The sequence below is a fragment of the Flexivirga aerilata genome (assembly GCF_013002715.1).
In the GTDB taxonomy this organism is placed as follows: domain Bacteria; phylum Actinomycetota; class Actinomycetes; order Actinomycetales; family Dermatophilaceae; genus Flexivirga; species Flexivirga aerilata.
Map to the genome: position 1 here is coordinate 50,953 of NZ_JABENB010000003.1, position 25,201 is coordinate 76,153.

General features: G+C 68.8%; 27 protein-coding genes. 13 read left to right on the top strand and 14 right to left on the bottom strand.

Features of this window, described 5'->3' with window-relative positions; all coding sequences use genetic code 11:
- Positions 1-6: 6 nt before the first annotated feature.
- Positions 7-450, bottom strand: coding sequence for a hypothetical protein (locus HJ588_RS19055; RefSeq protein WP_212756096.1), 444 nt, complete (start codon positions 448-450; stop codon positions 7-9).
- Positions 451-471: 21 nt separating this feature from the next.
- Here HJ588_RS19055 and HJ588_RS19060 point away from each other — a divergent pair, with 21 nt between their 5' ends.
- Genes HJ588_RS19060 through HJ588_RS15775 form a run of 7 tightly spaced genes read left to right on the top strand, consistent with a single transcriptional unit; the run spans position 472 to position 7,911 of the window.
- Positions 472-1,317, top strand: a complete 846-nt coding sequence (locus HJ588_RS19060) for a hypothetical protein (RefSeq protein WP_212756097.1) — start codon at positions 472-474, stop codon at positions 1,315-1,317.
- A complete protein-coding gene (locus tag HJ588_RS15750) occupies positions 1,314-2,255 on the top strand; it encodes a complex I subunit 1 family protein (protein WP_171157422.1) in 942 nt (313 codons plus the stop codon). Before HJ588_RS19060 ends, HJ588_RS15750 begins: the two co-directional genes overlap by 4 nt.
- On the top strand, positions 2,252-2,782 hold the full coding sequence (locus HJ588_RS15755) for an NADH-quinone oxidoreductase subunit J (protein ID WP_343036757.1): 531 nt from the start codon (positions 2,252-2,254) through the stop codon (positions 2,780-2,782). The genes HJ588_RS15750 and HJ588_RS15755 overlap by 4 nt, the downstream gene beginning before the upstream one ends.
- Positions 2,779-3,084 (top strand): NADH-quinone oxidoreductase subunit K, encoded by a 306-nt coding sequence (locus tag HJ588_RS15760; RefSeq protein WP_171157424.1) that lies wholly within the window; start codon positions 2,779-2,781, stop codon positions 3,082-3,084. The genes HJ588_RS15755 and HJ588_RS15760 overlap by 4 nt, the downstream gene beginning before the upstream one ends.
- Positions 3,081-4,958, top strand: a complete 1,878-nt coding sequence (locus HJ588_RS15765) for a proton-conducting transporter transmembrane domain-containing protein (RefSeq protein WP_171157427.1) — start codon at positions 3,081-3,083, stop codon at positions 4,956-4,958. Before HJ588_RS15760 ends, HJ588_RS15765 begins: the two co-directional genes overlap by 4 nt.
- Before the next feature lie 5 nt (positions 4,959-4,963).
- Positions 4,964-6,454, top strand: a complete 1,491-nt coding sequence (locus HJ588_RS15770; RefSeq protein ID WP_171157434.1) for a complex I subunit 4 family protein — start codon at positions 4,964-4,966, stop codon at positions 6,452-6,454.
- Positions 6,451-7,911 (top strand): proton-conducting transporter transmembrane domain-containing protein, encoded by a 1,461-nt coding sequence (locus tag HJ588_RS15775; protein WP_171157436.1) that lies wholly within the window; start codon positions 6,451-6,453, stop codon positions 7,909-7,911. Before HJ588_RS15770 ends, HJ588_RS15775 begins: the two co-directional genes overlap by 4 nt.
- A 46-nt stretch (positions 7,912-7,957) precedes the next feature.
- On the opposite strand, the gene HJ588_RS15780 is transcribed toward HJ588_RS15775, so the two are convergent.
- From HJ588_RS15780 to HJ588_RS15790, 3 genes are all read right to left on the bottom strand, one after another.
- Positions 7,958-8,641 carry a Cif family virulence factor gene (locus HJ588_RS15780; RefSeq protein WP_171157438.1) on the bottom strand — a complete coding sequence of 228 codons (684 nt, stop codon included), beginning with the start codon at positions 8,639-8,641 and terminating at the stop codon, positions 7,958-7,960.
- Positions 8,642-8,671: 30 nt separating this feature from the next.
- Positions 8,672-10,255, bottom strand: coding sequence for a multicopper oxidase family protein (locus HJ588_RS15785; RefSeq protein WP_171157440.1), 1,584 nt, complete (start codon positions 10,253-10,255; stop codon positions 8,672-8,674).
- A 155-nt stretch (positions 10,256-10,410) separates the two neighbouring features.
- On the bottom strand, positions 10,411-11,031 hold the full coding sequence (locus HJ588_RS15790) for a YdhK family protein (RefSeq protein WP_425270241.1): 621 nt from the start codon (positions 11,029-11,031) through the stop codon (positions 10,411-10,413).
- A gap of 506 nt (positions 11,032-11,537) precedes the next feature.
- Here HJ588_RS15790 and HJ588_RS15795 point away from each other — a divergent pair.
- Together HJ588_RS15795 and HJ588_RS15800 are read left to right on the top strand one after the other, a co-directional pair.
- Complete coding sequence (locus HJ588_RS15795) at positions 11,538-12,233, top strand: response regulator transcription factor (protein ID WP_171157441.1); 696 nt, start codon at positions 11,538-11,540, stop codon at positions 12,231-12,233.
- The gene (locus HJ588_RS15800) at positions 12,230-13,357 is read left to right on the top strand and encodes a sensor histidine kinase (RefSeq protein WP_171157443.1); all 1,128 of its coding nucleotides are present in this window, start codon (positions 12,230-12,232) and stop codon (positions 13,355-13,357) included. Before HJ588_RS15795 ends, HJ588_RS15800 begins: the two co-directional genes overlap by 4 nt.
- A gap of 62 nt (positions 13,358-13,419) precedes the next feature.
- On the opposite strand, the gene HJ588_RS15805 is transcribed toward HJ588_RS15800, so the two are convergent.
- A complete protein-coding gene (locus tag HJ588_RS15805; RefSeq protein WP_171157445.1) occupies positions 13,420-14,142 on the bottom strand; it encodes a methyltransferase domain-containing protein in 723 nt (240 codons plus the stop codon).
- Here HJ588_RS15805 and HJ588_RS15810 point away from each other — a divergent pair.
- Positions 14,132-14,632 (top strand): helix-turn-helix domain-containing protein, encoded by a 501-nt coding sequence (locus tag HJ588_RS15810; RefSeq protein WP_212756099.1) that lies wholly within the window; start codon positions 14,132-14,134, stop codon positions 14,630-14,632. The two genes, HJ588_RS15805 and HJ588_RS15810, sit on opposite strands and share 11 nt — an antisense overlap.
- A 97-nt stretch (positions 14,633-14,729) precedes the next feature.
- On the opposite strand, the gene HJ588_RS15815 is transcribed toward HJ588_RS15810, so the two are convergent.
- A complete protein-coding gene (locus tag HJ588_RS15815; RefSeq protein WP_171157447.1) occupies positions 14,730-15,128 on the bottom strand; it encodes a M23 family metallopeptidase in 399 nt (132 codons plus the stop codon).
- Positions 15,129-15,840: 712 nt separating this feature from the next.
- On the opposite strand from HJ588_RS15815, the gene HJ588_RS20065 reads away from it, so the two are divergent.
- Positions 15,841-16,302, top strand: a complete 462-nt coding sequence (locus HJ588_RS20065) for a DUF2752 domain-containing protein (RefSeq protein WP_171157448.1) — start codon at positions 15,841-15,843, stop codon at positions 16,300-16,302.
- Between the two features lie 75 nt (positions 16,303-16,377).
- On the opposite strand, the gene ccsB is transcribed toward HJ588_RS20065, so the two are convergent.
- The 8 genes from ccsB to HJ588_RS15860 form a co-directional block, all read right to left on the bottom strand.
- A complete protein-coding gene (ccsB, locus tag HJ588_RS15825) occupies positions 16,378-17,391 on the bottom strand; it encodes a c-type cytochrome biogenesis protein CcsB (protein WP_171157450.1) in 1,014 nt (337 codons plus the stop codon).
- Complete coding sequence (gene resB, locus HJ588_RS15830; protein WP_171157452.1) at positions 17,388-19,025, bottom strand: cytochrome c biogenesis protein ResB; 1,638 nt, start codon at positions 19,023-19,025, stop codon at positions 17,388-17,390. The genes ccsB and resB overlap by 4 nt, the downstream gene beginning before the upstream one ends.
- Positions 19,026-19,028: 3 nt before the next feature.
- On the bottom strand, positions 19,029-19,772 hold the full coding sequence (locus HJ588_RS15835; RefSeq protein WP_171157454.1) for a cytochrome c biogenesis CcdA family protein: 744 nt from the start codon (positions 19,770-19,772) through the stop codon (positions 19,029-19,031).
- A complete protein-coding gene (locus HJ588_RS15840) occupies positions 19,769-20,395 on the bottom strand; it encodes a TlpA family protein disulfide reductase (protein WP_265446234.1) in 627 nt (208 codons plus the stop codon). Before HJ588_RS15840 ends, HJ588_RS15835 begins: the two co-directional genes overlap by 4 nt.
- Complete coding sequence (locus HJ588_RS15845; protein ID WP_171157456.1) at positions 20,392-21,282, bottom strand: prolipoprotein diacylglyceryl transferase; 891 nt, start codon at positions 21,280-21,282, stop codon at positions 20,392-20,394. The genes HJ588_RS15840 and HJ588_RS15845 overlap by 4 nt, the downstream gene beginning before the upstream one ends.
- 4 nt (positions 21,283-21,286) lie before the next feature.
- The gene (locus tag HJ588_RS15850; RefSeq protein WP_246242711.1) at positions 21,287-21,463 is read right to left on the bottom strand and encodes a hypothetical protein; all 177 of its coding nucleotides are present in this window, start codon (positions 21,461-21,463) and stop codon (positions 21,287-21,289) included.
- 519 nt (positions 21,464-21,982) lie between these two features.
- Positions 21,983-22,834 carry a M56 family metallopeptidase gene (locus tag HJ588_RS15855; protein WP_171157462.1) on the bottom strand — a complete coding sequence of 284 codons (852 nt, stop codon included), beginning with the start codon at positions 22,832-22,834 and terminating at the stop codon, positions 21,983-21,985.
- Between the two features lie 134 nt (positions 22,835-22,968).
- A complete protein-coding gene (locus HJ588_RS15860; RefSeq protein ID WP_171157464.1) occupies positions 22,969-23,358 on the bottom strand; it encodes a BlaI/MecI/CopY family transcriptional regulator in 390 nt (129 codons plus the stop codon).
- Positions 23,359-23,467: 109 nt separating this feature from the next.
- Here HJ588_RS15860 and HJ588_RS15865 point away from each other — a divergent pair, with 109 nt between their 5' ends.
- The gene (locus tag HJ588_RS15865; RefSeq protein WP_171157467.1) at positions 23,468-24,394 is read left to right on the top strand and encodes a beta propeller repeat protein; all 927 of its coding nucleotides are present in this window, start codon (positions 23,468-23,470) and stop codon (positions 24,392-24,394) included.
- Between the two features lie 193 nt (positions 24,395-24,587).
- Positions 24,588-25,115, top strand: coding sequence for a thioredoxin-like domain-containing protein (locus HJ588_RS15870; RefSeq protein WP_246242782.1), 528 nt, complete (start codon positions 24,588-24,590; stop codon positions 25,113-25,115).
- Positions 25,116-25,201 lie beyond the last annotated feature (86 nt).

Below are 25,201 nucleotides of genomic sequence, written 5' to 3' on the forward strand. Positions count from 1 at the left end.
CAGCGACTACTCGCGGGGTGGGCTGCGCGCCGGCCACATGTACTGCTGGTGACAGCGCCCGGCGGAACTGCCGCGCGGCTGGCGGTCGAGGCACAGGCCCGCGCGCTCGGCGGTGTGCTCACCGGTGAGCCTGCTGACGCGGACGTGCTGGTCGTGGCTGGCTCGCCTGACGGTGAGCTGGCCGACGCGGTTGGGGTGCTGTGGAGTCAGATCCCGGCCCCGAAAGTTCGCGTCGACGTGCTCGATTCCGCGCGTGCGGCAGCGTTGCTGTCGGCCGGGATACATCGGCTGGCGAGCACACCCGACGCGGGTGCCGAGTCGACTGAGCAGGTCGAACCCATGGGCGAGCACGTCCACCAACAGGAAGCCGAGATGGGACACGAGCACGGCGGTGATGGTGGGCATGGTCACGGTGGGCACACGGATGCTGAGCAGGGCGGTCACGAGCACGGGGGGCATGACCACGGCGGCATGCAGATGCCCGGGGGGCTGATGATGGCCGACCGGGCACCGGACCGGGACGGGCTGAAATTGGATGTACTGCATGTCGCGCTGGGCCCCGTGCTGCCGGCGTGGCCGTCCGGTCTCGTCATCGACGTCGAACTGCAGGGGGACGTGGTGCAGGGCGCGGAGGTACGGGTGCTGGCCGGGGCCGGAGACGCGATGCGATTCTGGGCCGACGGCACCGGGGTGGCGGCCGGGCGCCGCCGGGCGGCGGCGCATCTGGACTCTGTGGGCCGTCTGCTGGAGGTCGCCGGGTGGTCCGGCGCGGCCGATCGGGCCCGCGGGCAGCGCGACGTGCTGCTCACCGAAACTGGCGAGCCGGTGGGCGAGGCGCGAGAGGAGTTACGCCGCCTGCGCCGCCGGGTGGAGCGCTCGTGGGGTCTGCGCCGATCACTGGCCGGGCTGGGTCGTCTTGGCCATGGTGACGTCAGCCGACTCGGCCTGTCGGGTCCGGCCGCGCGAGCGGCCGAGCGCGGTGGCGACGTGTGGGCAAGGCTGCAGACCTGGCTGGTGGAGGCCGACCTGGCCCTCAGCAGCGGCCCGGTGGCACCGGCCGAGGGCCCACGCGGGAGGCCTGGCCGCGGCTCGGACGCCCTGGTCGCGGCCGCCGCGCACTTGATGCCCGGGCTGGACCTGGGTGACGCACGGCTGGTCGTGGCGAGCCTGGATCCCGACCCCGACGACCTGCACTCCACCGGGGTCGCCGGCGACCGGGATCCGCATTCAGGTCACGGCGAAAACGGCCATCATGACGAGGGCCCCCACGGCATGCCCGGGGGCACCAACCACCAGCACGACGGGCACGTCGCATGACAAGCCTCGTCCAGCAGGCGCCGGCCTGGTCGGTGCTGGTCGCGGTGCCGCTAGTGCTGTGCGCGGCGGTGCTGGCAGGGTCGCTGGACGCGGTGCTCGACCCACGAGGCGAGCTGCCGCTGAGGGCGCGGCTGCTGCGCCCGGTGTATGAGGCATCGCGGTCGCTGCTGGTTCAGCGGCGGTCGACGACGGCTCCGGACCGATTGCTGTGGGCCGTGGGGGTCGTCACCCCGTTGCTGGTCGCGGTGCTGATGGCACAGGTCGTCCCACTCGGCTTCGCCGTGGTGAGCGACCTGGGTGTCGGATTGGTGTGGTTCAACGCCATGGACGTGCTGCTGTGGGCGGGATGGTGGCTGGCCGGGTGGGGCCCGAACAGCGTGTATTCGCTGATTGGTGGCTACCGGTTTCTTGCCCAGGCGCTGGCGTACGAGTTGCCGCTGATGTTCGCCCTGACCGCGCCTGCGGTCGCCGCCAGCAGCCTGTCGGTGCCGCAGATCGTGGCGGCCCAGCAGGGCCGCTGGTTCATCGTGCAGATGCCGTTGGCCGCGGTGGTGTTCGCCGCAGCGGTGGCCGCCTTTGCCGCGTGGGGGCCCTTTGCGCACCCGGTCGGCCAGGACATCGCCGGTGGACTGCTGGTCGAGCAGTCCGGGCCGGCCCGGCTGCTGCTGCGGTGGGGCCAATACGCCCTGCTGGTCGTCGGATCGGCGATGACCGTGGCGCTGTTCCTGGGCGGCGGGGCAGGCCCACTGCTGCCGCCCTGGTTGTGGACGTTGCTCAAGAGCGCCGCGGTGCTCGCCGTGTTGCTGGCGATGCGCCACCGAATGCCGGTATGGCGCCCGGACCGGTTGATGCGCCTGGCGTGGCTGGTGGTGTTGCCGCTGGTACTCGCGCAGCTACTTGTTGTGTCGGTGCTGGCGGCGGCTGGAGGTGGATCGTGACACTCGCGGTGTTCATCGTGCTGGCCGTAATTGCGATCGCCTCCGGCGTCGCGGTCTTCGTGGTCGATTCCATGGCGAGGGCGACCTTCGCGCTGGCCGCATCGTTCGTGGCCGTCGGTGGGGAGCTGATCCTGCTCACCCTCGACTACTTGGGCGTGGTCACCATTTTGATGATGGTGATGGAGATGGCGATCATGGTCGTCTTCATGGTCATGTTCATGATGAACCCGGCCGGGTTGATGCCCATGTCGATGCTGCACAACACGCGCGGGGCGCTGACCATTGCGGCCGGCACGTTCCTGCTGCTGGGCGCCGCCGCGGTGCTAGTGCCGTGGCCGGCGCGGCGGGGAACCGTCCCGGCCGATCCCACCCGGGCTATCGGCGAAGCGATCATGGGTCCCCAGATGCCGGTCATGGTCGGCATCTCGGCGCTGCTGTTCGCCACCATCGTGTCCGCGCTCGTGCTTGCTGTCCCACACGGCCGGTACGACCAACCCGCCCACGACAGCGGGGAGACAGACAGGTGACGCTTCAACTGTTCCTGCTGCTGGCGGCCGCCTTGTTCGCCATCGGCGTGTTCGGCGCGCTCAGCCAGCAGTCGGTTGTCATGGTGATGATGGGGCTGGAGTTGATGGTCAATGCCGTCATCGTCGCAGCCGCCGCGTTCTGGTACTTCCTCGCACCGGCGGCGCCGGACGGGCAGGTGCTGCTGCTGGTCGTCATCTCGGCGATGACGGTCGAGATGGCCATGGGTTTCGCCGTGGCCACCCTGCTGTTCCGGGCCAGCGACGTGGACATGACCGACATGGCTGCGGAGCTGAAACGGTGAGCGCGCTGCTGTGGGCGCTGGTCCTGCTGCCCGCCCTGGCGGGGGTAGGCCTGCTGGCCGCGCCGCTCGGCCCGTCGCCGGTGCGCCGGGCGGTCGAGCGGGCGACACCCACGGTCGGGATTTCGGTTGCGACCGGAGTACTCGCTCTGAGTGCTGCCGCCGCGTCCGTTCGGCCGACCACGTCCGCCCCCTTCCTGGCCGGTGACCCATTCACCTTGGCGGTTGACGGGCTGTCCGCCGTCGTCGTCGTCACCGTGGCCGCAGTCAGCCTGCTGGTGCTGGTCTTCTCGGCCGGCGCGATCCGGCACCACCGGGCCCGCTTCGTCGGGCTCATGCTGGTCTTCGTCGCCGCCGTGCTGGTCACCGCCACCGCCACCACGCTGCTCGGGCTGCTCATGGCCTGGGAGGTGATGGGCGCCACCAGCTACGCGCTGATCGCATTCGACTGGCGACGCGATACCGCGGTCGCCTCAGGTACCACCGCATTCGTGGTCACCAGAGCCGGTGACGTCGGGCTCTACCTCGCCGCCGGAGCCGCCCTGGCCGTGGCCTCCGGCGGCACGCCGGGTCTCTCGCTGGATCGCCTGGCGTTGTTGCCGTCCCCGTGGCTGCACATCGCGGCCGCGGGAATGCTGGCAGCGGCGTTCGGTAAGGCTGCCCAGTTGCCGTTCTCGTTCTGGTTGTCCCGGGCGATGGACGGGCCGAGCCCGGTCTCGGCGCTGCTGCACTCGGCCGCCATGGTGGCCATGGGCGGCTACCTGCTGCTGCGTCTGCACCCGCTGCTGCTCGCCGCCGGGTGGGCGGCGACCACCGCGGCCTGGGTCGGGGCGCTGACCGCCCTACTGCTGGGTGCGGTCGCCATCGCCCAGGACGACCTGAAACAGCTGCTCGCGGCGTCCACCAGCGCCCAGCTCGGCTTCGTGGTGCTCGCGGCGGGCACCACCGGGCCGGGTGCGGTCGGCGCCGGCCTGGCACACCTGGTCGGCCACGCGTCCACCAAGGCGCTGCTGTTCCTGGCCGCCGGGGCCTGGCTGGCCGCTCTGGGCACCAAGTCCCTGCCGGCGCTGCGCGGCGCCGGGCGGGCCTACCCGTGGGTCGGCGTGCCCTTCACCGTCGCGGCACTGGCTCTGGCCGGGGTGCCGCCGCTGACTCTGTGGGCCACCAAGGAGTCCGTCCTCGCGGCCGCCCGCGAGCAGTCGGGTGCGCTGTACGCGGTCGGGCTCGCGGCCGCGGTGGCCTCCAGCGCGTATGCCGGCAAGGCCCTCGCGCTGATCTGGCGCCGCCTGCCGGACCACCCGACCGGCTACGACACCGAGGAGGCCGGCACCCGGCAGGTCGGCTGGATCGAGCGAATCCCGTTGCTACCCCTAGCAGTCGGTGCGGCCGGCCTCGGGGTGCTGGTCGTCCCGGCCGTATGGGCCAAGGTGGACCCGGGCGCGCCGACGCCGACCTCCGCCTCCGCCGGGGAAGTGGCCGTCTCTGTGGTCCTGGCCGTCGTCGTGACCGGCGTGGCGCTGCGCTGGCCGCAGCGCCTGCCGGCGCCGCGGTGGGCCGGCAGCTGGCTGCGCCTGGAGCAGGTTGCCCATGCCGGGGTGCTGCGCCCGACCCTGCGCCTGGCCGCCCTGCTGGCCCGGGGTGACGCCGCACTCGAGGCAGCGGTGACCGGCACCGGCCACGCGGGCCGTCGGCTGGCCGACCACGCCGCGGCGATCGACGCCGTCGGGGTCGGTGGCGCACTGCGCGGCGTCGTGGCTGCGGCCCGCCGGGGTGCGGGCCTGGCGCTGCGCCCGCAGACCGGGCAACTGCACCAGTACTACGCGCAGGCCTCGGTCGGTTTGGCCGTGGCCGTCCTCATCGTCTGGTTGGCGAGGTAAACCCGTTGTTGTCCCTGTTGATATTTCTGCCCGCCGCGGTCGCCGCGGTGCTGCTGCTGGCCCGCGTGCCCGACCGGGTCGCCCTGTGGGCCTGGTTGGTGACCGGTCTGGTGACGGTCGGGCTCAGTGTCGGCATGTGGGCGGCATACCTGCACGGCCACGGGCCGGGGCAGTTCGGGTTCGCCGAGCAGGTGCCGTGGATGCCGGGTATCGGCTCCAGCTATCACGTCGGGGTCGACGGGTTGAGCCTGCCGCTGCTGGCGCTGACCGCGGTCATTTTCACCGCGACGGCGGTCTACTCGCTGCGCGAACGGCAGCAGCCCCGTTCGTACGCGGCGTTGTTCCTGGCGCTGCAGACCACCAGTCTGGGGGTGTTCTCGGCGCTGGACCTCATCGTGTTCTTCGTGTTCTTCGACCTGTCGATCGTCGGGATGTACTTCGTCATCGCCGGCTGGGGGCACGGCCCGGCGCGGCGCCGGTCGGCGCTGCTGTTCTTCCTCTACACCTTCACCGGCTCACTTGCCCTGTTGCTGGGGTTCATCGGCCTGTATGTCGCCTCCGATCCGCACACCTTCGACATCGCCGAGCTCGCCGCGCACCCGCCGTTGACCGGGTCAGGTGCGGCCGGGCCGTTGGTGCTGGCGGCCATCGCACTCGGCCTGGCGATCAAGACCCCGACGGTCCCGTTCCACTCCTGGCTACCGCCGGCGCACACCGACGCGCCGGCGGCTGGGTCGGCGGTGCTGGCCGGGATCCTGCTGAAAATGGGCACCTTCGGTTTCGTGCGGATCGCGATGCCGCTGCTGCCCGAGCAGTGGCGCACCTATGCCTGGGTGTTCGTCGGGGTGGGCGTGGCCTCGGTCCTCTACGGGGCGCTGGTGGCGCTGGCCCAGGACAACTTCAAACGGCTGATCGCGTTCACCAGTGTCAACCACATGGGTTACATCCTGCTCGGTCTCGGCGCCGCCGGCCTGGCCGGTGACGCCCACGCCCGGTCGGTGGCCGTCACCGGTGCCCTGGTGCAGATGGTCAGTCACGGGCTGATCACCGCGGCCTTGTTCCTGCTGGCCGGTGTGCTGCTGGACCGCGGTGGCAGCTACGACCTGACCCGGTATGGCGCCCTGGCCGGGCCTGCGCCACGGTTCGCCGCACTGACGACCGTCGCGGCATTCGCGAGCCTGGGGCTGCCTGGCTTCAGCGGCTTCATCGCCGAGTTCCAGATCCTCGCTGGCAGCCTCGGCCCGGCCACACCGGCAGCCGCGGTCGCCGCGCTGGGCATCGTCCTCACAGCCGGCCTCTTCCTGTGGGCTATCCACCGGCTCTTCCTCGGCACACCACGAACCGGACAGGTCGCGTTCGCGGACCTGTCCGCTCGCGAACTGTGGGCCATCGGGCCGCTGCTGGCCCTGTCCGTGCTCATCGGCGTCTTCCCGCAGTCCCTGCTCGGCGTTGTGACGCCCGCCGCGGATCACCTGATCGCGCTGGTCGGCCGGTGACCGCCCACGAGGACCCGGCCGCGTTCGCACCCGAGCTCATCCTGCTCGTCGGTGCCGTGGTCGCGCTGCTGACCGGCTCGTTCGTCCGCCAGGAGCGGCAGTGGAGCGCGCAGCTGGTAGCCGCCGTCGCGCTGGCCGGGTCGCTGGTGGCCGGCGCCACGGCGGGCGCTTCGGGGCAGACGCTGTATGCCGGCAGTTACGCGATCGACGCCGCCACGTTCGCCGCCCGGCTCATCGTGCCCGCCGCGGCGCTGCTCGTGTTGGGCCTGTCTGCCGGGCGGGTGCGCGGCAGCGCCCGGGAGAGCGAGTTCGCAGTCCTGGTGCTGCTGGCCAGTCTCGGTACCATCCTGCTGGCCGGCAGCACCGACCTGCTGTTGCTCGCGGTGGCCTATCTGCTGGCGTCCATCCCGCTCTACGCCCTCGCCGGCTGGGCCCGTGACCCCGCTGGCGCCGAAGGGGCGCTGAAGACCTACCTGTTCGGTGTACTGCTGGGCATCGTCATGTTCCTCGGGATCGCGGTGCTGTTCGGGCTGGCCGGATCCACCTCGTATGCCGACCTGGCCCAGCGCCTGCCCGGCGCCCCACCCGCGGCCCTCGCCCTGGGAGCGGTGGCCGTGTTTGCCGGACTGCTCTTCAAAGCCGGCGCGGTCCCGGTGCACTTCTGGGTGCCGGACGCCGTACAAGGTGCCACCACCGGTGCCGGGGCCTTCCTGACCACTGTCCCCAAAATCGGGGCGCTGCTCGCCCTGTACCGGTTCGTGCTCGTCCTACCCGACGACGCCATCAACTGGCGACTGCTGCTGGCACTGCTGGCCGCGGCCAGCATGACCCTGGGTAACCTCGCCGCCTTCCGGCAGGACGATCCGGCCCGACTGCTGGCCTACTCCACCATCAGCCAGGTCGGCTACCTGCTCATGGTCGTCGTGGTCGCCGATCCGGTCGCCGGCTCCGCACCGCTGGCCGCGCTAATCCTTTATCTGGCGGCATACGCAGCAGCCAACCTCGGCGCGTTCGCCGTCATCGCCGCACGCCCCGGGCCCTCCACACTGACGGACTACCGCGGGCTCGCTCGCCAGAGCCCAGCCCTGGCCGGCGTCCTCGTGGTCAGCCTGTTGGCCCTGGTCGGTACCCCACCCACTGGCGTGTTCACCGGTAAGCTCACCGTCTTCGCCGCCACCTGGGACGGCGGCTGGGCATGGCTCGTGGTCATCGCCGCCGTCAACACTGTCGCGAGCCTCTACTACTACCTGCGTTGGATCGCTCCCGCGTTCGCCCGCTCCGACCCAGCCACCGGACCGGCCGCCGGCCCGTCGGTGCCGGGTAGTCCGCGGGAGGCGCTGGCCTGGCCCGCGCGGTGCGTGATCGCCGCGGCGGTCACCACCGGATGCCTGGCCCTGCTGATCGGCATCGTGGCCGACGGCGTGCTGGACATCGGATCGGCCGCTATCAAGTGGTGAGGACCCAGGCTCGCCGGCAATCCGGCGCATCTGCGCTCTCGGCGGGCTACTTCACGTAGCTGACCACGGCCATCATGCCGCGGTTCGCGCCGCTGGCCGGCCGGGGCCAATGAGAGGCGCACACGAACCCCGCCGCCTGACGGCTGGACCGCGGCCGCTGCCAGGAAAGGGCGGCGGCCGCGTGGGTCTCGGCTTTGGCTCTCGGTGTCGGTGTCTTGGCCATCGACCAGACGCCCAGCATCGATCTCGTCGATGTGCAGATCGCGGCGCCCTTGCCCGTGTATTTGGTCGGCGCTAGGTCGTCGGCTCGGCGAATCAGCGTGTATTGGAAGTTGCCGTAGCCGGCGGTGTTGCCGTTGAACTGGAACGAAGTCAGCCGGAGCCGTTCCCCGGCCTCGTGGCGGCCAGCGAAATATCGCTCGAGTCCGGCCCTGTCCTGAGCGACGGAGCCGATCCGTTGTCCCGGACCGTCGGTGCTGTACCAGTCGAAGCCGTTTCCCTGCCGCGCCCAGATCCGCTGCAAGGTCGGTTGGTCACCGGCGTTGAATGCCCGCACGAACCCGATTACCAGCTTTCGAACTGTCGTGTCCGTGCATGCACCGTTCGACTCGGATCGGGAGGGGTCGTGCGCCGAGGGCGTGTCGGCCGAGCCGCTGGCTGTACAGGCGGCGAGCAGGAGTGCAACAACGGTCGCGGTGGCGATCGTGGGGCCGCGGCATATCGGCTGCACGAGTTCCAGTATGACCGCCCCTCGACCGGGCTACTTCACGTAACTGAGCACCGCCATCATCCCGCGGTTCGCGTGGTACGCGTTGTGGCAGTGGGTCAGCCACTGACCGGGGTTGTCCGCGTCGAAGAACACCGACACCGTCTGCATCGGCTTGACGATGACCGTGTCCTTGCGCGGACCCGTCGCCCCGACCTGGAAGGTGTGCCCGTGCAGGTGCATCGGATGCCACATCATCGTGTGGTTCGCGTAGTCGATCCGCACCCGTTGCCCCGCTCGGATGTCGTAGGCGGTGGCAAACGGGTTGGCCTCATCGAATTGCCGGCCGTTGATGCCCCAGCCGTACTTGGCCATCCCGCCGGTCAACGCGAGCGTGTGGACCTGGTCGACCGGGCGGTCGGCAAGCTGCACGGACGGGTCAGCAGTCGCCGAGCCGGACTGGATGACCTTGCCGGTCAACGTCTTCGGCACGCTCGACATTGTCGGGCGAGCCCCGTTCCCGGACGCGAGCACCGCGAAGGTGCGGCCAGCCTTGCCTTCGGCCAGCGCCACGAACGGTACCGGGTGGTCGGGCACCGTGATCAGCGCGTCGACCCGTTCGCCCATCCCCAGCACGATCGCATCCACGCGCTGATGCTTGACCGGGAAACCGTCGGTGTGCGTCAGTGTCATCGGCACCCCGGGCAGGCCGACCCGGTAGGCGGTGTCGCCGCCGGCGTTGATCACCCGCAACCGGATGCGCTGCCCGGGCTTGGCCTTCAACGTGTCCGGGCGCATCGGGTCGCGCCCGTTGATCAGATGCACCGGGTAGGTGACGTCGCCGGCGTCGCCGCCGAGGAAGGGACTGGTCGTGCCGTCACCACCGCCCATCCCGGACATACCCGACATGCTGGGCATCGGCATCCCGGACATGCCTGACATGTCGTGGCCCATGGGCATTCCCTTGGCCAGCTGCGCGGCCTGCTTGGCCGGGGTGCGTCCCTTGATGCCGTCCAGCCAGTCATCCACGACCAGGATCCACTCCTGGTCGTAGGACAGCGGCTCGTGGGGGTCGTCGATGATCAGTGCGCCGTACAGGCCCCGATCTCGCTGCAGTTCCACATGCGAGTGATACCAGTACGTGCCCGGGTGCGCGGTCTTGAAGGTGGCTGTGAATGATCCGCCCGGCTTGATCGCCGGCTGGGTCAGCCCGGGTACGCCGTCTGCGTTATTGCGCAGCGCGAGTCCGTGAAAGTGCGTCGTCGTGGCTTGGTCCAACCGGTTGCGCTGGGCGACCGCGAGGGTGTCTCCGACGCGGGACCGCAGCACCGGGCCGGGCAACCGGTCACCGTAACCCCAGGTGCTGACCTGCTGCCCGCCGATGCTCGCACGCATCGGGGCCGAGGTCAGCGAGGCTCGCACGGTGCGGCCGCCTCCAGGCCGGGCGTCCTCGGCGCGCTGCACGGCCCCGTCGGTGGGTGAGACCCGCACGCCCGACGAGGTCGAGGCAGTCGGGCCGCGTCTGGCATCCCGCGACCCGGAGGAGGTGCATCCGGCCAGAACGCTGGCGCCGGCCGCCACGCTGACGCCGAACAGGCCGCGGCGGGACAACCGGGAAGATTTCGATAAGGCGCTCATAACCCGATCCTACATATACCCATGGGGGGTATTGGCATGGGGTTGCCAGCGCTCCGCAGGGCCGTTCTGGTGGCAGTAGCTGCGAGACCCATTCGTGGGGCAGCCCGGGTGCCGTGACCTGCCTGTTGTGGTTCGTGACGCGGCTGGTTCTGCGCTCACTTGGCCGGCTTCATCTCGTCCTCGACGACCCACTTGTGGTTCTTCATGGTCATGCCGCCGGCGGTGTAGTCCACGACGTAAACGGTCTGATCGGTGGAGCTGGCGATGGTTCCGTGCGCGCCCTTCATCCCGGACATGTGGTCGGTGGTGAGGACCACCTTCGTACCGTTGGCGAGACGTTTGCTGCCGGCGTCCTGGAGTTCTTGCTGGACCACCCACTTGTGGTCTTTGACCATCGCCCCGCCGGTGGTCGGGGTGTAGTTCACTGCGTAGGTGAAGGTGGCGTAGGCGCCAACGACGGACGCGCGCGCACCGTCCATGCCTTCCATGTGGTCAGCGGTCAGGATCACTTTGCTACCGACCGGGTACTTGGGGTCGGACGCCGGCTTCATCCCCGCCGGGACGGGACCGCCGTCACCGTGGTCCATCGCCATCGAGGACGCGCTGGTCGGCATGGAGGATGAGCCCATCGGCATCCCGTCCATCGCGGTACTGGAAGCGTGATGACCCCCAGAGGCAGCGGGGGACGACGAGTTCGAGGAGCAGCCAGCCACCACCGTCAGACTGGCGGCAGCGGCAAGGGTCAGCAGGACACGAGCACGGCGGGTAGGGAACAACGAATTTCTCCTTCAAGGAATCTCTTCTTGCTTGTGTTAACCAGGTGGAACCGACTGGCACAGCGGCCGTTTCGGTCGAGGGGGCGTCTGGCATTTTGCTCATGAGGGGACACGCGAACGACTCTCATTCCGGTCTTTCCGTGGGAGATGGTGGTTCAGCGGATGATCCAGTCTCCGGGTGCTTGGCGTACTCCTGTGTCGCACTGTCGCCCGCCGCTGTCCTGCGCCGATCCAGCAGACGCCGGGTCGTGCCGCGGGGACCGTGCGTGCCTCGTACGAGGAGAGCGGCTGCGGAGGCCACCAACGCCCAGAGCGTCAGAACGCAGACCAGCAGTAACGCCCACGTCCAGCCGGACATGCCGGTGTTGCGCAACCCCATCATGTCGTCCAGGGTGCGCCTGCGATGTTGTGATCAGACCGGCTGAACCCTGAAGAAACGATCAAGAAGCCGCCAGCAGCTGACGTCCGGCGGCAGCGTGTGCGGTGTCTGCGGTGATGATGGAGGCATGGTCGATGCTGCTCGAACGGTGTTGGTGGTCGAGGACGAAAAGGACTTGGCGACCATGGTCGGTTCCTACCTGGAACGCGCCGGGTACGTCGCACCGTTGGTGCACACCGGCCCCGATGCGATCGACACCGCTCATGCCGTGCAGCCGGACGTCATCGTGCTGGACCTGGGGTTGCCCGGTCTGGACGGCGTCGAGGTGTGCCGGCGGCTGCGAACCTTCACCGACTGCTACATCCTGATGCTCACCGCCCGCGCCGAAGAAGTCGACACGATCGTCGGACTGTCCGTCGGCGCCGATGACTACCTCACCAAACCGTTCCGCCCCCGAGAACTGGTCGCACGCGTTCAAACCCTCCTACGCCGGCCCCGGGACCAGGCCCCGTCAATTGCGCAGCCGCGAACCTTCGGATCCTTGACCGTCGATGCGGTCGGCCGACGCGTCACCCTGGCCGGCCAGCCCGTCGGGCTGACCCGCACCGAGTTCGACATCCTGGCGCTACTGACCGCCTCACCTGCGGTGGCGTTCGCCCGTCGCCGGATCATCGACGAGGTGTGGGACCCCGCCTGGGTTGGCGACGAGCACGTGGTCGATGTCCACATCGCGCACCTGCGCAACAAGCTGGCCGACGATCCCGCCGAGCCCCGGTACATCGACACTGTGCGCGGTGTCGGATATCGGATGGTCACCTCATGAAGCGGCCAGCTACGCGCGGTAGTGGTCCGGGCATCGCGACTCGGCTCCTGCTCGCACAGGGCCTGGTCGTCACCTGCGGCGCGATCACCGCCGCCGGTGTCGCCGCGATCGTGGGGCCACCGTTGTTCCATCATCATCTGCTGATGGCGGGGGAGAAGCCGAACACCCCCGAGTTGAGGCATATCGAGCGCGCTTACACCAGCGCCAATACGATTGCGCTCGGCATGGCCGTCCTGATCGCGCTGATCGCCGCTATCGCCGTCACCTGGTATCTGTCCCGTCGGCTGACTCGCCCGGTGGTGCAACTGGCCGCCGTGGCCGAACGCATTTCCGACGGGGACTACACCGCCCGAGCGACGCCGGCGACCGCGGGTCCGGAGCTGGCATCCCTGACAGGGGCGTTCAACCAGGTCGCCGAGCGCCTGCAACACACCGAGGCCACCAGGTACCGACTCCTGGCCGATCTCGCCCACGAGTTGCGCACCCCGATCGCGACGCTGGAGGCCTACCTCGACGGTCTCGACGACGGCGTCACCGGGTGGGGCCCGGAGCCGGCACGGGTCTTTCGAGACCAGATCACCCGGCTGCACCGACTTGCCGAAGATCTCAACGACGTATCCCGTGCCGAAGAAGGAGAACTCGGTCTGGTCCTCAAGCGCACGCCCGTTCAGGTGGTCGTCCAGGCGGCAGTCGAAAGCCTGCGCCCTCGGTACGCCGGCAAGGGCGTGCAGTTGCACAGCGCCATCAGTGACCGCCCTGACGCCGAGGTTCTCGTCGACTTCCAGCGGTTCGCCCAGGCACTGACCAATGTGCTGATCAACGCCTTGCGCCATACTCCACCCGGTGGCGACGTGACCCTCCAGACCACCATCGACACGGTGTCAATACGAATTGCCGTGATCGACACCGGCGACGGCATCCCCGCTGACCAGTTGCCGCACATCTTCGAACGCTTCTACCGCGGGAGCCTCGCGCGGGACCGTGACAGCACCGGCAGCGGCATCGGACTCACCATCTCTCGCGCCATTGCCCGAGCCCACCATGGAACGCTCACCGCCGACAGCGACGGTCCCGGCACGGGCGCACGTTTCACCTTCACCATGCCTCGTCTGCTCCGCCATTGATCTCGTCCCTCACGTACACGCGTCCGCCTGATCGCAGGTGACTGGGGTTGCCCGAGGTCACCTCATCGCGTCGCCGCAGCGACCCATACAGGCAGGCCCATCGAGAACCGGTCCTGCGCAGCTCGCTGCTGTTGATCGCGAATGAAGTTCTGCGCTTCGCTGGCCGTTACAGCTCCCGTCGATGCGGCGGCTTGGGCGAAACCGATGGCTATGTCGACCATTGAGGGGTGGATCAATGCGCCGAGGAAGCCCTGGATAGCCACCTCATCGAAACCGCCATCAAGCAACAGACTCCGGTATTGGCGGGCCGCGCGAGGGCTCGGAATGGAGTCCGCTCGCGCCTGGACGACCGCTCGTGACAGGCCGGCATCGGCCGCATCGATCATGACGCCATCCCAGTCCTGACCGACCAATACGATTCTGCCTCCAGGAGCAAGGACGCGATGCGCCTCGGCCACCGCTCGTCCAGGGTCGGCCAGCATGTGGAAAACCTTGTCGGCGCGGTACGCCGTCACCGAGCCCTCGGATAACGGTAGATGCTCCGCTACTCCTCGCCGTACGTCCAACTCCGGCCATCGCGATGAAGCGGTCTGCACCATCAAGTTGTCGGGGTCCAGCGCAATGGTTTGGGAAGCTGTGCGGGACATCTCGGCCGCCGCCAGGCCGATGCCGCAGCCCACGTCGATGGCTCGGGTGCGGTGATCGAGGGCTAGGAGTTCGTAGGTGAGGTGTCGGATGCGGATGGCTTCGGGCATCTCGTCCGCAAGGTCGAGCATGCGGATCATCGACGTTGTCTCGTGTCGCTCGGCTGCTGCCGTTGGTGATGGTCTCGTTGACATGACGATCAGGATCGTTCTGAATGTCGACATGAAGTCAACGGCTGCCGGTTGGACCCTAGGCGAGCTGGCGGCCCGGTCCGGTGTCGCTACGCATGTTCTACGTCATTGGGAGTCCGAGGATCTGCTGTCGCCACAGCAGTCCACCGCTGGCCACCGCCGCTATCGGCCCGATGATGTGTATCGCGTGGCAACGATATTGCTGGCCAAGGAGGCCGGGCTGGGGCTCAGGGAGATCCTAGCGATGACTACCGGATCGGCACAGCAGCGGACCGCCGTCCTCCAAGAGCATCGTACTGAACTGCGAAACCGCATCGCGGCAGCCCAAACCTGCCTCGCCCTGATCGAGTGCGCGCTGGATTGCGACCACGAGGACATCGGGACGTGTCCGCACTTTCGTGCCGCTGTCGCGCACCGAGTCACGGCCCTGCAACGCTGACCATGTCTGTGGTCACCACCGGATGCGTCCACCGGTGACCGTGGTTCGTCCCCGCGCGGACTCATCGAGCGGGACTGTGCGCCGGGTCAGCTCCTTGCTAGAAGATGCCGCGCGTACGCAGCCAGGGCAACGGATCAATCGCCCCGCCGCCGATGTGGATCTCCAGATGAAGGTGCGGTCCGGTGGAGTTCCCAGTGTTGCCCGAGTAGGCAACGATTTGGCCTGCGGACACCCGGGCACCGGGCGCGACCAGTTGCCGGGACAAGTGTGCGTAGATGGCACTAGTGCCGTTACCCACATCGATCGCCACCCGCAGGCCCTCCCCGCCGTTCCATCCGGCGGCAGCCACCACGCCGTCGTGGAGTGCTCGCACCGGCGTACCGATGGGTGCGGCGAAGTCGTCACCTTGGTGATACGTCGAACCGATACCACCGGGTGAGACCCGGGAGCCGAACCCGGAGGTGAATGTTCCGCCGCATCCGGCGATCGCGCACACCCATTCGGGGTGAGGGCGGCCGGTGCTGCGGCTTGTCGTGGGGTGTTCTGCGGGTTGCTTGGTTGCGGTCTCAGGAGCGGGCGTTGGCCTGGCGGCGGAAGGACGCGGCGCGTTCGTGCTGCTGGGCGTGGTCCGAGTCTGGTCCCGGGACGCGGCCCGGTCTCGTGCCGCCGCTGTCATCGGGGCCGTCGTCGACGCGCGCCGATCAGCTGCCGACATGCCCTCTCGCGTTGCTGCGGAATCGACCGACTGTCGTTGAGTCGCGACTGCTGCCGGGCGACCCCCGCTCTGACCAATCAGGCCCAGCGGCGCCGCGCTGGCCGCGACCCCGGCGGCGACCGCGGACGCGGTGGCCGCGGCAACCACCGGTATGGCGACCTTGTGACGAGCGAGCGTGGTGCGTGCGCGGTGACGACCCACCGGGGAGTGCGCGCGGTGTCGCCCTGCGTAGCTTTTCAACGATTTCTACCTCAGCTGATGGACGTGGGCTGCGTAGCCGCATGGGACAGGGTACCGAGCATTGACTGGCCGCACTGCAGCGCCTTGGCGCTCAACCGGATGCGAGAGTCGGCGTGTGTGACCGCGTCGGCCCAGCCATTCTTGACGACATCGGGACAGTTCTACGGGCTATCACGGCTGCTGCCACGTGATCGTGATGATCGGTAGCATCGGCTACGAAGAAACCGAGTCGGATGCTTGACCGTTGGGAGGCGTGGTGCTCAAATCTGTTGCTCCTGAGGGGGTGCCCGCCGTCTCGATGAGGATCGACCGGTCCGACCAGATGCTGTTACTCAGCATCACGGGCGTCGCTGGCCTGGTCGTCGCAATGACGATGGCCATCTTCGGCCTGCCGCCGGTCGACATTCACAGTCCGTTCCACTACGCGGGCATTATGGATCCGCTGTGCGGCGGGACCCGGGCAGCGCGATTGACAGCTCAAGGTCATCTGCAGGCGGCGTGGCGGTATAACCCGCTAGGGATCCTGGCCACGGTAACGGCGGCGTTGGCTCTGGCGCGGTTCCTGGTCGGTCTGGCGACACACCGCTGGATCGCAGTTCGTTGCGCCTGGACCCCGAGACGTCGACGTGTCGCCTACGCCGCCGCGATCGCCGCGATGGTCGTCCTGGAGTTCCGGCAGCAGGGGCGCGCGAGTCTACTGATGCAGCGGCACTGACCCGCCAGGGTGCGGCGTACGACAGGTTGATCAATTTCGAGGCCAGGTGTGTTCGGTAGGTCATTGGGCTTTTCGTTACATGCCGGAGTAGTTGTGCATACCGGCGAAGGTGGACGACAGATTTACCAGGGTGAAGTTGGCCACGACGGCCAGGTATCCAGCTAGAGCGATGTAGGTGGCGCGCCTGGATTGCCAGCCGGCGGTGGCGCGGCCGTGCAGGTGTGCGGCGAACACGATCCAGACGATGAAGGTCCAGACCTCTTTGGGGTCCCACTGCCAGTAGGCGCCCCAGGCTTCCTGCGCCCAGATGGCTCCGGTGATGAGGGTGAAGGTCCACAGGATGAAGCCAACGATGTTCATGCCGTAGGCGGCGCGCTCCAGAGTCTCAGCGTCCGGTACGACGGCGAGCAGCCGGTGTCCGGCCATGGTGGGGTGGGTTTGGCGGCGGCGCTGGGCCAGTTGTAGCAGGCTGAGCGGGAACGCGATGGTGAAGAATCCGACGGCGCAGATGGCGATGGTGACGTGAATGCCGAGCCAGTAGCTTTGCAGCGCCGGCAAGAGTTGGGCGGCGCCGGTGTAGAACAGCAGCACGGCGGCCATCAGGGCGGCCAGGATCAATCCGGTGACGAATGCCCCGAGCCATTCCCAGTGTCGGCGTCTGGCCAGGGCGGCGTAGACGGTGGCGGCTGCCGCGCTGGCGGCGATGGTGAATTCGTACATGTTGCCGTTGGGCGGTCGCATCACGGTGATGCCGCGGAGCACGACCGCTGCCAGGAGGCAGGCGGCGCCCAGGTACGTGAGGTTGACCGCGACGGCCGCGATTTGCCGGGCGTGCCTGGAGTCGCGGGGGTCGCATGCTGCGGCTGCCGGCGGCGACTGCTCGGGGGTCTCAACGTGACTGTCGGCGGCAGCCAGGTGATGGCTTCCGGACACACTGACCGGCGTGCGGGCCTCAGCCACGATCGCGGCTCCCAGGGGCCGGGTGCGGGCGGCCAGGTAGAGCGCGAAGCAGATCAGGGTGACGGTGAACAGGCCCATGGCGGTGTAGACGGCCAGGTTGGCGTACGGGGCAAGCGCGGGATGGATCATCGGGGTCTCCTGTCGGGGGGCGCCTGACTGGTCAGGCGTGCGATGTGGTCGGCGAGCTCGTGCACCACGGCGGTGAGGGTGGGGTCGGTGCCTTTGGCCAATGCCCCGATGGTCACCACGGCGCCTGGCTTGTCCCCGGCGCTCGGGTCGGGTGTGACGCGGATGAAGACGCGGCGCCGCTTGACCAGCAGGGAGGTGATCAGTCCGGCGGCCGCGGCCAGTGCGGCCAGCAGCGTGAGGGTCTTGCCGGGGGTGTGCCGCACCGACAGGCCGGCCCAGCGAACCGTCCGGTCGAAGCTGATCGAGCCGCGCCCGTCGGGCAGCTGGACGGTCTGCCCGGGTGCCAGGCGAATCAGCAGTGGAGCCCCACCAGGTTTGGTCAGCCGTTTCATCTGGCTGGTGTCCAGCGTGTACACGGACTGTGGTGCGTTGCCGGGGAACAGGTTCCCGGTCCACACCGATGCCACCAGGACCGGGTTGCGCAACCCGGGGAACAGGGAGGTGGGTCCACGAGTGAAGTTCTGGTCGGCGGTGGGCAGGAACAACCCGTCCAGCCCCAGCTCCTGGGGTGCGGCGGTGGTGACTTTGACGACGCCGGTGGACAGGTAGTTACCGTCCTGCGGCAGGAACGGGGTGGCGTCCTGGTAGACGACCGCGCCCTTGGCGTCGCGGACGGTCAGGACCGGTGCGTACCCATTGCCCAACAGGAACACTTCCGCGTCGCCGATCCGCAATGGGCTGTTGACCGCGATCTGCGCCGGGTGTGGTCGGCCGGTGCCGGTGTCCACGGTGGTGTCGGCCAGAAACTTGCGCGGCTTGCCGAATTGGCTGCCGCCGACCTTGTCTTCGAAGGTGACGTTCATCTTGGTGACGTTCAGGTTGAACGAGGGCAGGTCCGCCGGGTTGACCAGTGGCCCGGCGCTGAACGTGTCCAGGGAGCCCAGTGCGGTGGAGAAGCCGCTGCCTTCGGGAACGATGACATCGGCGCGCCAGCTCCACAGGTGACCGATGGCCACCCCGACGATGACCAGGCACAGGCCGATGTGGAACGCCAGATTGCCGGTCTCGCGCAGGTAGCCGCTCTCGGCGGACAGTGTTGCCGGGTCGTGGCCGTGAACGCGGAACCTGCCGCGGCTCTTCCCGAGTCGGCCGGGCCGGCCGCGCAACGCCTGGCGGGCCGCCCCCAACGCCTGCTCTGCTGACACGGCGGTGACGATGTGGGTGTGTGCGGGAAGGCGGTCCAGTCGGCGCGGTGGCTTCGGTGGCCGGGACGTCAGCGCGCGCAGGTGGACTCGGGTGCGGGGCAGGATGCAGCCGATCAGTGAGATGAACAGCAGCAGGTAGATCGCGGAGAACCACGGGGAGGCGTACACGTCGAAGAAGCCGAGCCGGTCCATCCATGGCCCGCTGCCTCGGTGCGCGGCCAGGTACCGGGTGACTTTCCCGGCGTCGATGTTGCGCTGTGGAAACACCGATCCGGGGACCGCTGCGACGGCCAGCAGCAGCAGGAGGAACAGCGCGGTGCGCATGCTGGTGAGGTTGCGCCATACCCACCTGCCCCACCCGAGCGGTCCGAGTCGGGGCTGGCGTACGTCACCGGCGCGTGGCTTCGCGCGGGCGGGTGCGGTGGACATGATCTACAGCACCGTCTGGAATTGGGACACCAGGCGGGACTGGAGCCAGGTGATCGCGACTTCCCAGACGCCGGTCACCATCAGGGTCCCGACCAGGGCCAGGGCCAGGCCGCCGGTGACCTGGATCGGCCGATGGTGCACGCGTAGCCAGCCGCTCACGCGTCCGGCGCGCTGGTAGGCGCCGGCCATCACGATGAAGGGGACCCCGAGGCCGGCGCAGTACGCGGCGGCAAGGGCGGCGCCGCGGGTCACGGTGTGGGCCTGCGCCGATAGCGGCGCGGCCATCGCGAGGATCGCGGCCAGCGCCGGTCCCTGGCACGGGCTCCAGCCGAGTCCGAAGACCGCCCCCAGTAGTGGTGCCCCGGCCAGCCCGGCGGCCGGTCGCCAGGACGGTGCCCGGGCGAACCGGTTACCGACCCCCAGGAACAGGACGGCCATCAGCAGGACCAGTGCGCCGCCGATCCGCAGCAGCAGCGGCTGGTGGGCCTGCAGTCGCAGGCTTAGCGCGGAGATCGCCACAGCGGTCAACAAGTACACCGCGGAGAAGCCGGCCACGAACAACACCGCGCCCAGGAGCATCGGGGATCGGCGGCGGTGTTCCAGCGCGACGTCGGACAGCCCGGTGATGTAGCCGAGGAACCCGGGCACAAGTGGCAGCACGCACGGGGAGGCGAACGAGACCAGCCCGGCCAGCACCGCCACCGCCAGCGCCAGCAGGAATGGTCCCGCGGCCAGCTGCTGGATCACCGGGTACCTGCGGCCGGTGTGCTGGGGATGACGTCCTGCACGAGCCCGACCAAGGTCGTCGCGTCAACCGGGCCCAGCACCCGGGCGGCGATCCGCCCTTGCTGGTCCAGCACCAGGGTGGTCGGGGTCGCCGGGGCCATCCCGTGCAATGCCAGCAGTGACTTGCCGCCCTCGTAGGCAAGTGACGGGTAGGGGATACGGTTCTTCACGACGAAGGACTGCGCCGACGCCGCCGATTCCTTGATATCCACGCCGACGAACGCGACTCCCGGTCGGGCGGCCCGCAGACGGGTGTAGGCCTTCTTCAAGTCCGGCGTCTCCTGGATGCACGGTGGGCACCAGGAGCCCCACACGTTGACCACGACGCCTCCGGTGCGGCCGGCCAGCGACCAGGTGGCCCCGTCGATGGTCGCCCCGGACAGCTGGAGCGGCTTGCCTCGGTCAGCCTGTGCGATCTGGGCGACGGTTCCGTCGCCGGCGACGTACCCCTTCTGGTCGCCGCCCTGCGCTTGCGCGGCGACCGAGTCCGGGTTGGTGGTGCCGCAGCCGGCCAGCGCACCGGTTCCGGCAAGGCCCAGCACGGCCAGCAGCATGTGGCGCCGGCGCACAGCGGGCCGATTCACGTCAGGCGCCGGGGTGCGCAGCGCAACGACCGGTCCCGGGTGTACAGCCAGCCGATGCAGGCCACGCCGGCCAACGCGAGCACGAACGCGGCCAGTTGCGTGCCGGTCATACCCCACAGTGGCCGCTCGTCGACGGCGCGGGTGGCGTCGGTCATGAGCCGTTGGGTGGCGTACCCGATGACGAACAGGGCGAACACGGCGCCTTCCGGGTGCGGGCGCCGCACCAACAGCCACCAGAGGAAGGCGGCGAGGATCAGGGCACCGACAAGGTCATATGCCGGTGTCAGGTGGTAGCTGCACCCGGCGAAAAACCGTCCGACGTCGGCGCAGGATTCCCCAACGCCTGGGGGGCGCGCGGGGCTGGGGCCGAACCCGGGTGCCAGGTCGGCGCCGAACGGCACCCGGTATGCCAGCGCGAACGCCGAGGTGGTTGGTTTGCCCAGGTGATCGGTGAGCAGCAGGTCGCCAACGCGACCGATGCCGATGGCCAGCGCGATTGCCGGGGCGGCAAGATCCAGCACGAGACGTAGCGGCAGGTGGTTGTGGTGCAGCACCAAGAGGGCCACCGTGATCGCGACGATCAGCCCGCCAAACAGGGCCAAGCCGCCGTTCCAGATCTGTAGCACGCTGCCGACGGAGTCGAACTGGCCGGGGTGAGACAGCACGAAGTCGGCCCGGGCTCCCACGATTCCCGCGGGTATCGCCCACAGGATCGCCCGCTCGAGAACAGCCCACGGCAGGTCGTTCCGGCGCGTCAGCCGCCGCAGGACCCAGTACCCGACGAAGATGCCCACCGCCGCGAGAAGTCCGTGCGGGGAGATCCCCAAAACTCCCGGCACGGGCCGGTAGCCGATGCCCAGCGCCGGGTTGAGGGATGGCGCGCTCATCGGTTCATGCCTTCGGCTCCGCCCGGCCGGCCAGGATGGCCCCTGCGAACGCAACGACGGCGGCGGTGGGGTAGCCGACGGTCAGGTCGGTCCAACCGGAGGGGTTGCCGCCCATGTGCATCACCGCATGCACCGCCGCGATGACCAGGCCGATGAGCATCAGCGCCTGGCCGATCCGCACGAGCCGTCGGTGCCGTCGCCAGCGGGCAGGCATGGACGGCGGGGCAGGTGGGGTGTCGGGCATTCCGGGATCGCTCCAGTCTGGGTGTGTGTGTGCTGATATCACCGAGGGCACCGGGCGCGCGGAAGCCGGGGCGCGCTGTGGATCCACGTGTTTGCTCGGCTCGGGCTGCGGACCAGGTTGTTGGAGGGCGTCTATCGCTTGTCCAGCAGGACACCGTCTCCATGCGGTGGGTAACCGCCGAATTGGGATTGCTGTAACCGGCTGACCTCGGCGCGCAGCTGTTCGATCTCCTTGCCTGACACTGGGTCGGCACTGGGGCTCTGGGACCGCCCCGGGCGCATCATCAGCCACATCATCAGCCCCATCCCAACGGGACATGCCAGGACTGGTAGGGCGTACAACCAATTCATCGCCTGAGCCTCTCCACGAGTCGTTTACGCAAACACCATACACGAATCAACTAAGGAGATTAGTAGCAGTTTCGACGCAACGCCCCCAGTCAACGGCGCGACGCCCTCAGTCGGCCGAGCTGGGCACCGAGGCGGCAGCTGCGGGAGCGGCAGTTGGGCAGTAGTCCATCCGGGTCGCCGACGCTGCCGGACCTACCGCCACCGCTACCGGTAACAGCAGCATTCCGATGGCCGCCGATGCGACCAGAGCCGCGCCGACGCGGCCTAGCGGTCTGCGCGGGTTGATGAGGCGACGGACCCTCGCCCCGGCGGTCGAGCCGCCCGCAGCCAGTGCCGCCACTGGCGCGGATGCGCTGCTCAGTGTCAGCAGGGCGTCAGCGAGGGCGAGACGGTTCCCGTCCTGACCGATGGCCACGTCGTCGGCCAGCAGTTCAACCAGCCGCGCGCTCTCGGCACGGGCGGTCGCAAACAGTGGCACCCGGGGGAACGCCTTTGCGGTTGTCTGTGACCAAGCGAGAACCAAATCGTGCCGCTGCCGGGCGTGGGCTTGCTCATGGCGAAGCACCAGCGTGAGTTGTTCCTCGGTCAGGAGCTGCAACGCGCCCGAGGTGACGACGATCCGCCGATGGCGCCCGGGCAGGCAGTACACCGCTGGCCGGTCGGCGCTCAGCACAACGGCACCCAGGCCGGGAACCGTCGTGCCGACCAGGTCCAGGGCGGTTCGATGACGGGACCTGCGGCGGCGCGCATCCGCCAGCACGACGGTGAGGCACCAAGCTAGCCGTCCCAGGAAGGTCGTCATCAGGATCGCCCCCGTGGCGGCAGCTGCCGCTCCGCCGGGCGACGAGTACTGGGCGCTCAACGCCATCGCGCATGCGCGCAGTAATTCTGCGAGGCCTCCGCTGACACTGGCGGTGGGGATCAGCAGGGCGACGCCAGCGAGGGCGACCGCTGCCACGACGGACACTGTCAGGCATTGCCACGCAACAATTGCCAGTCGCGGCGCCCGGTCGCTCCAGCCGCCGGCCAAGAGCATCCAAGGGCCTACCAGCGCGACCATGGCGGCGTAACTCAACAGAACTACTGCCGTGGTCACTGTGCGCCCTCGGAATCGGGATCTGAGCGGTCGGAGCGGGCGGCCTCGAGCAGCGTGCGAAGTTCAGCGGACTCGGCGGGGTCCATTTCTTCCACCAGCCGCACCAGTACGGCCGAGCGGTCCTTGGCCTCAGCGAGGGCCTCACCCATCAGCTGTGCGACATAGTCCTCCCTGCTGGCTGCGGCGGCGTACAGGTTGACCCGCCCGCGCTTGCGTCGGGTCAACCATCCCTTGCGAAAAAGGATGTCCATCACCGTCTGCACCGTCGTGTATGCCGGCACCGGGCTGCGCTGGAGTTCCTCCAGCACATCCCGGACTCGGACCGGGTCGCCAAGCGCCCACACCTGGTCCATGATCGCGGCCTCCAGGTCGCCAAAGCGCGGCATCTGCAGGACTCCTTCTCCAGTCGTAGACTTGCGTGCGCACATCCTAAGCGGCTTAGGGAAGAGTGCCGACCCGCCGAGAACTTCCTAAGCAAACTAGTAGAGTGTGCGCGTGCCTCATCTCAAGCGAACTATCCCGACGACCTACGCGGCCACGACCGGCGGCCGGACCCGCAGCTGGATGTGGCTGGCGATCGGTGTAGTACTCGTGATTGTCACCGGCGTGGCAGCCCTGACTTTCGCAGCGCCGAGGTCTCGGTCGGCGACTGACAGCCAGGCGGGCGCACAGATCGGCGGAGACCTGCACACGGTCTTCTTCAACGCCGGCACGCTGTACGTGGGAGGTCATGACGCCGTGGTCACCTCCACCGACAGTGGCCAGCACCTGCGACCGATTACGTCGCTGACCGGCGCTGATGCGATGGGCTGGGCCGCCTCAGGGAGCAGCCTGCTCGTCGGGGGCCACCCGGGTCTGTTCCGCTCGGTGGATCAAGGAACCACGTTCACCAAGGTCACGGCGCCAGTCTCCGACGTGCACGCCCTCGGCGGCGCCGGAACAATGCTCTACCTGGGGTCCCCACAAGCCGGCCTGCTCGCCTCCGAAGACGGCGGCCGCACCTGGGATCTGCGCACGGCACGCCAAGGGCAGGACTTCATGGGCACCATCCTGGTCGACCCGAAGAACCCCTCCCGCGCCCTCGCCCCCGACATGGCAACCGGGCTGATGCGCACCGTCGACGGCGGCCGCACCTGGTATCCCGCTGGCGGCCCTGTCGGCGCGCTGGCGGCCGCCTGGAACCCCGCTGACACCCGCCAACTCGTCGTCGTCGGCATGACAGGTGCCGCTGCCAGCCGCAACGGCGGCGCCACCTGGCAACCGCTCAGCGTTCCAGCGGGAACCTCCGCCGTCACCTTCGGCCCCGGCGGCACGGTGCTTGCTGGAGTCCTGCGGGACCAGCGCGCGGTGATCTACGCCAGCAAGGATCAGGGGAAGTCGTGGTCGGGAACGGCCAAGTCGGCGTCCCACACTGGTGGCTGACTGCGAACCAAGCGCCACGAACCCGCAGTTGTGATCGGCTCCGCACCCAACTGCCGCCCACCGCACCAACCGACCACACGAGAGACCCGACGCGATGACACCACGGAAATCAAAACCGGACCTGAGTGCCCGACAGGTTCGCCTGGACCAGCTGCGGCGGCAACAGAGCAGCCAGTCCCGCCGACGCACAATGATGTGGGTAGGAGCGGTCGTCGCCGCGCTCGTCGTCGTGGGCGGCGGGGCTTCGTGGGCCGTGCTCGCCAACAGGCCCGCGCAGGTATCACTGGGGGCAGTCAAGACCTACCCGGTGTCCCGACCCGGCCATGTCACCACCACAGTGCGGTACCCGCAGACGCCCCCGGTCGGAGGCGACCACGACCCCACTTGGTTGAACTGCGGCATCTACTCTGCGCCGGTGCGAAACGAGAACGCCGTCCACGATCTTGAGCACGGAGCCGTTTGGATCACTTATCAACCGTCGCTGCCCGCCGCCCAGGTCAAGGCGTTGCGGGAACTGGTCGGTGGGCAGACGTACCTGACACTTTCGCCGTACCCAGGCCTACCCGCACCAGTGGTCGCGTCTGCGTGGGGTGTTCAGCTGCGGCTGCCGAACGCGACCGATAAGCGGCTGCAGGCGTTCGTGTCCAAATACAAGCAGGGCCCTCAGACCCCCGAGCCTGGCGCTCCCTGCACCGGCGGCACCGGGTCGCCGGTGAAGTGACCCCTCGGACCGGTTGGGCACGAGGACGGCTCGCGCATTGACTTGCGGCCCGTCGCGCTGGCCTGGCAGTGTCCCTCAGTCGAGCA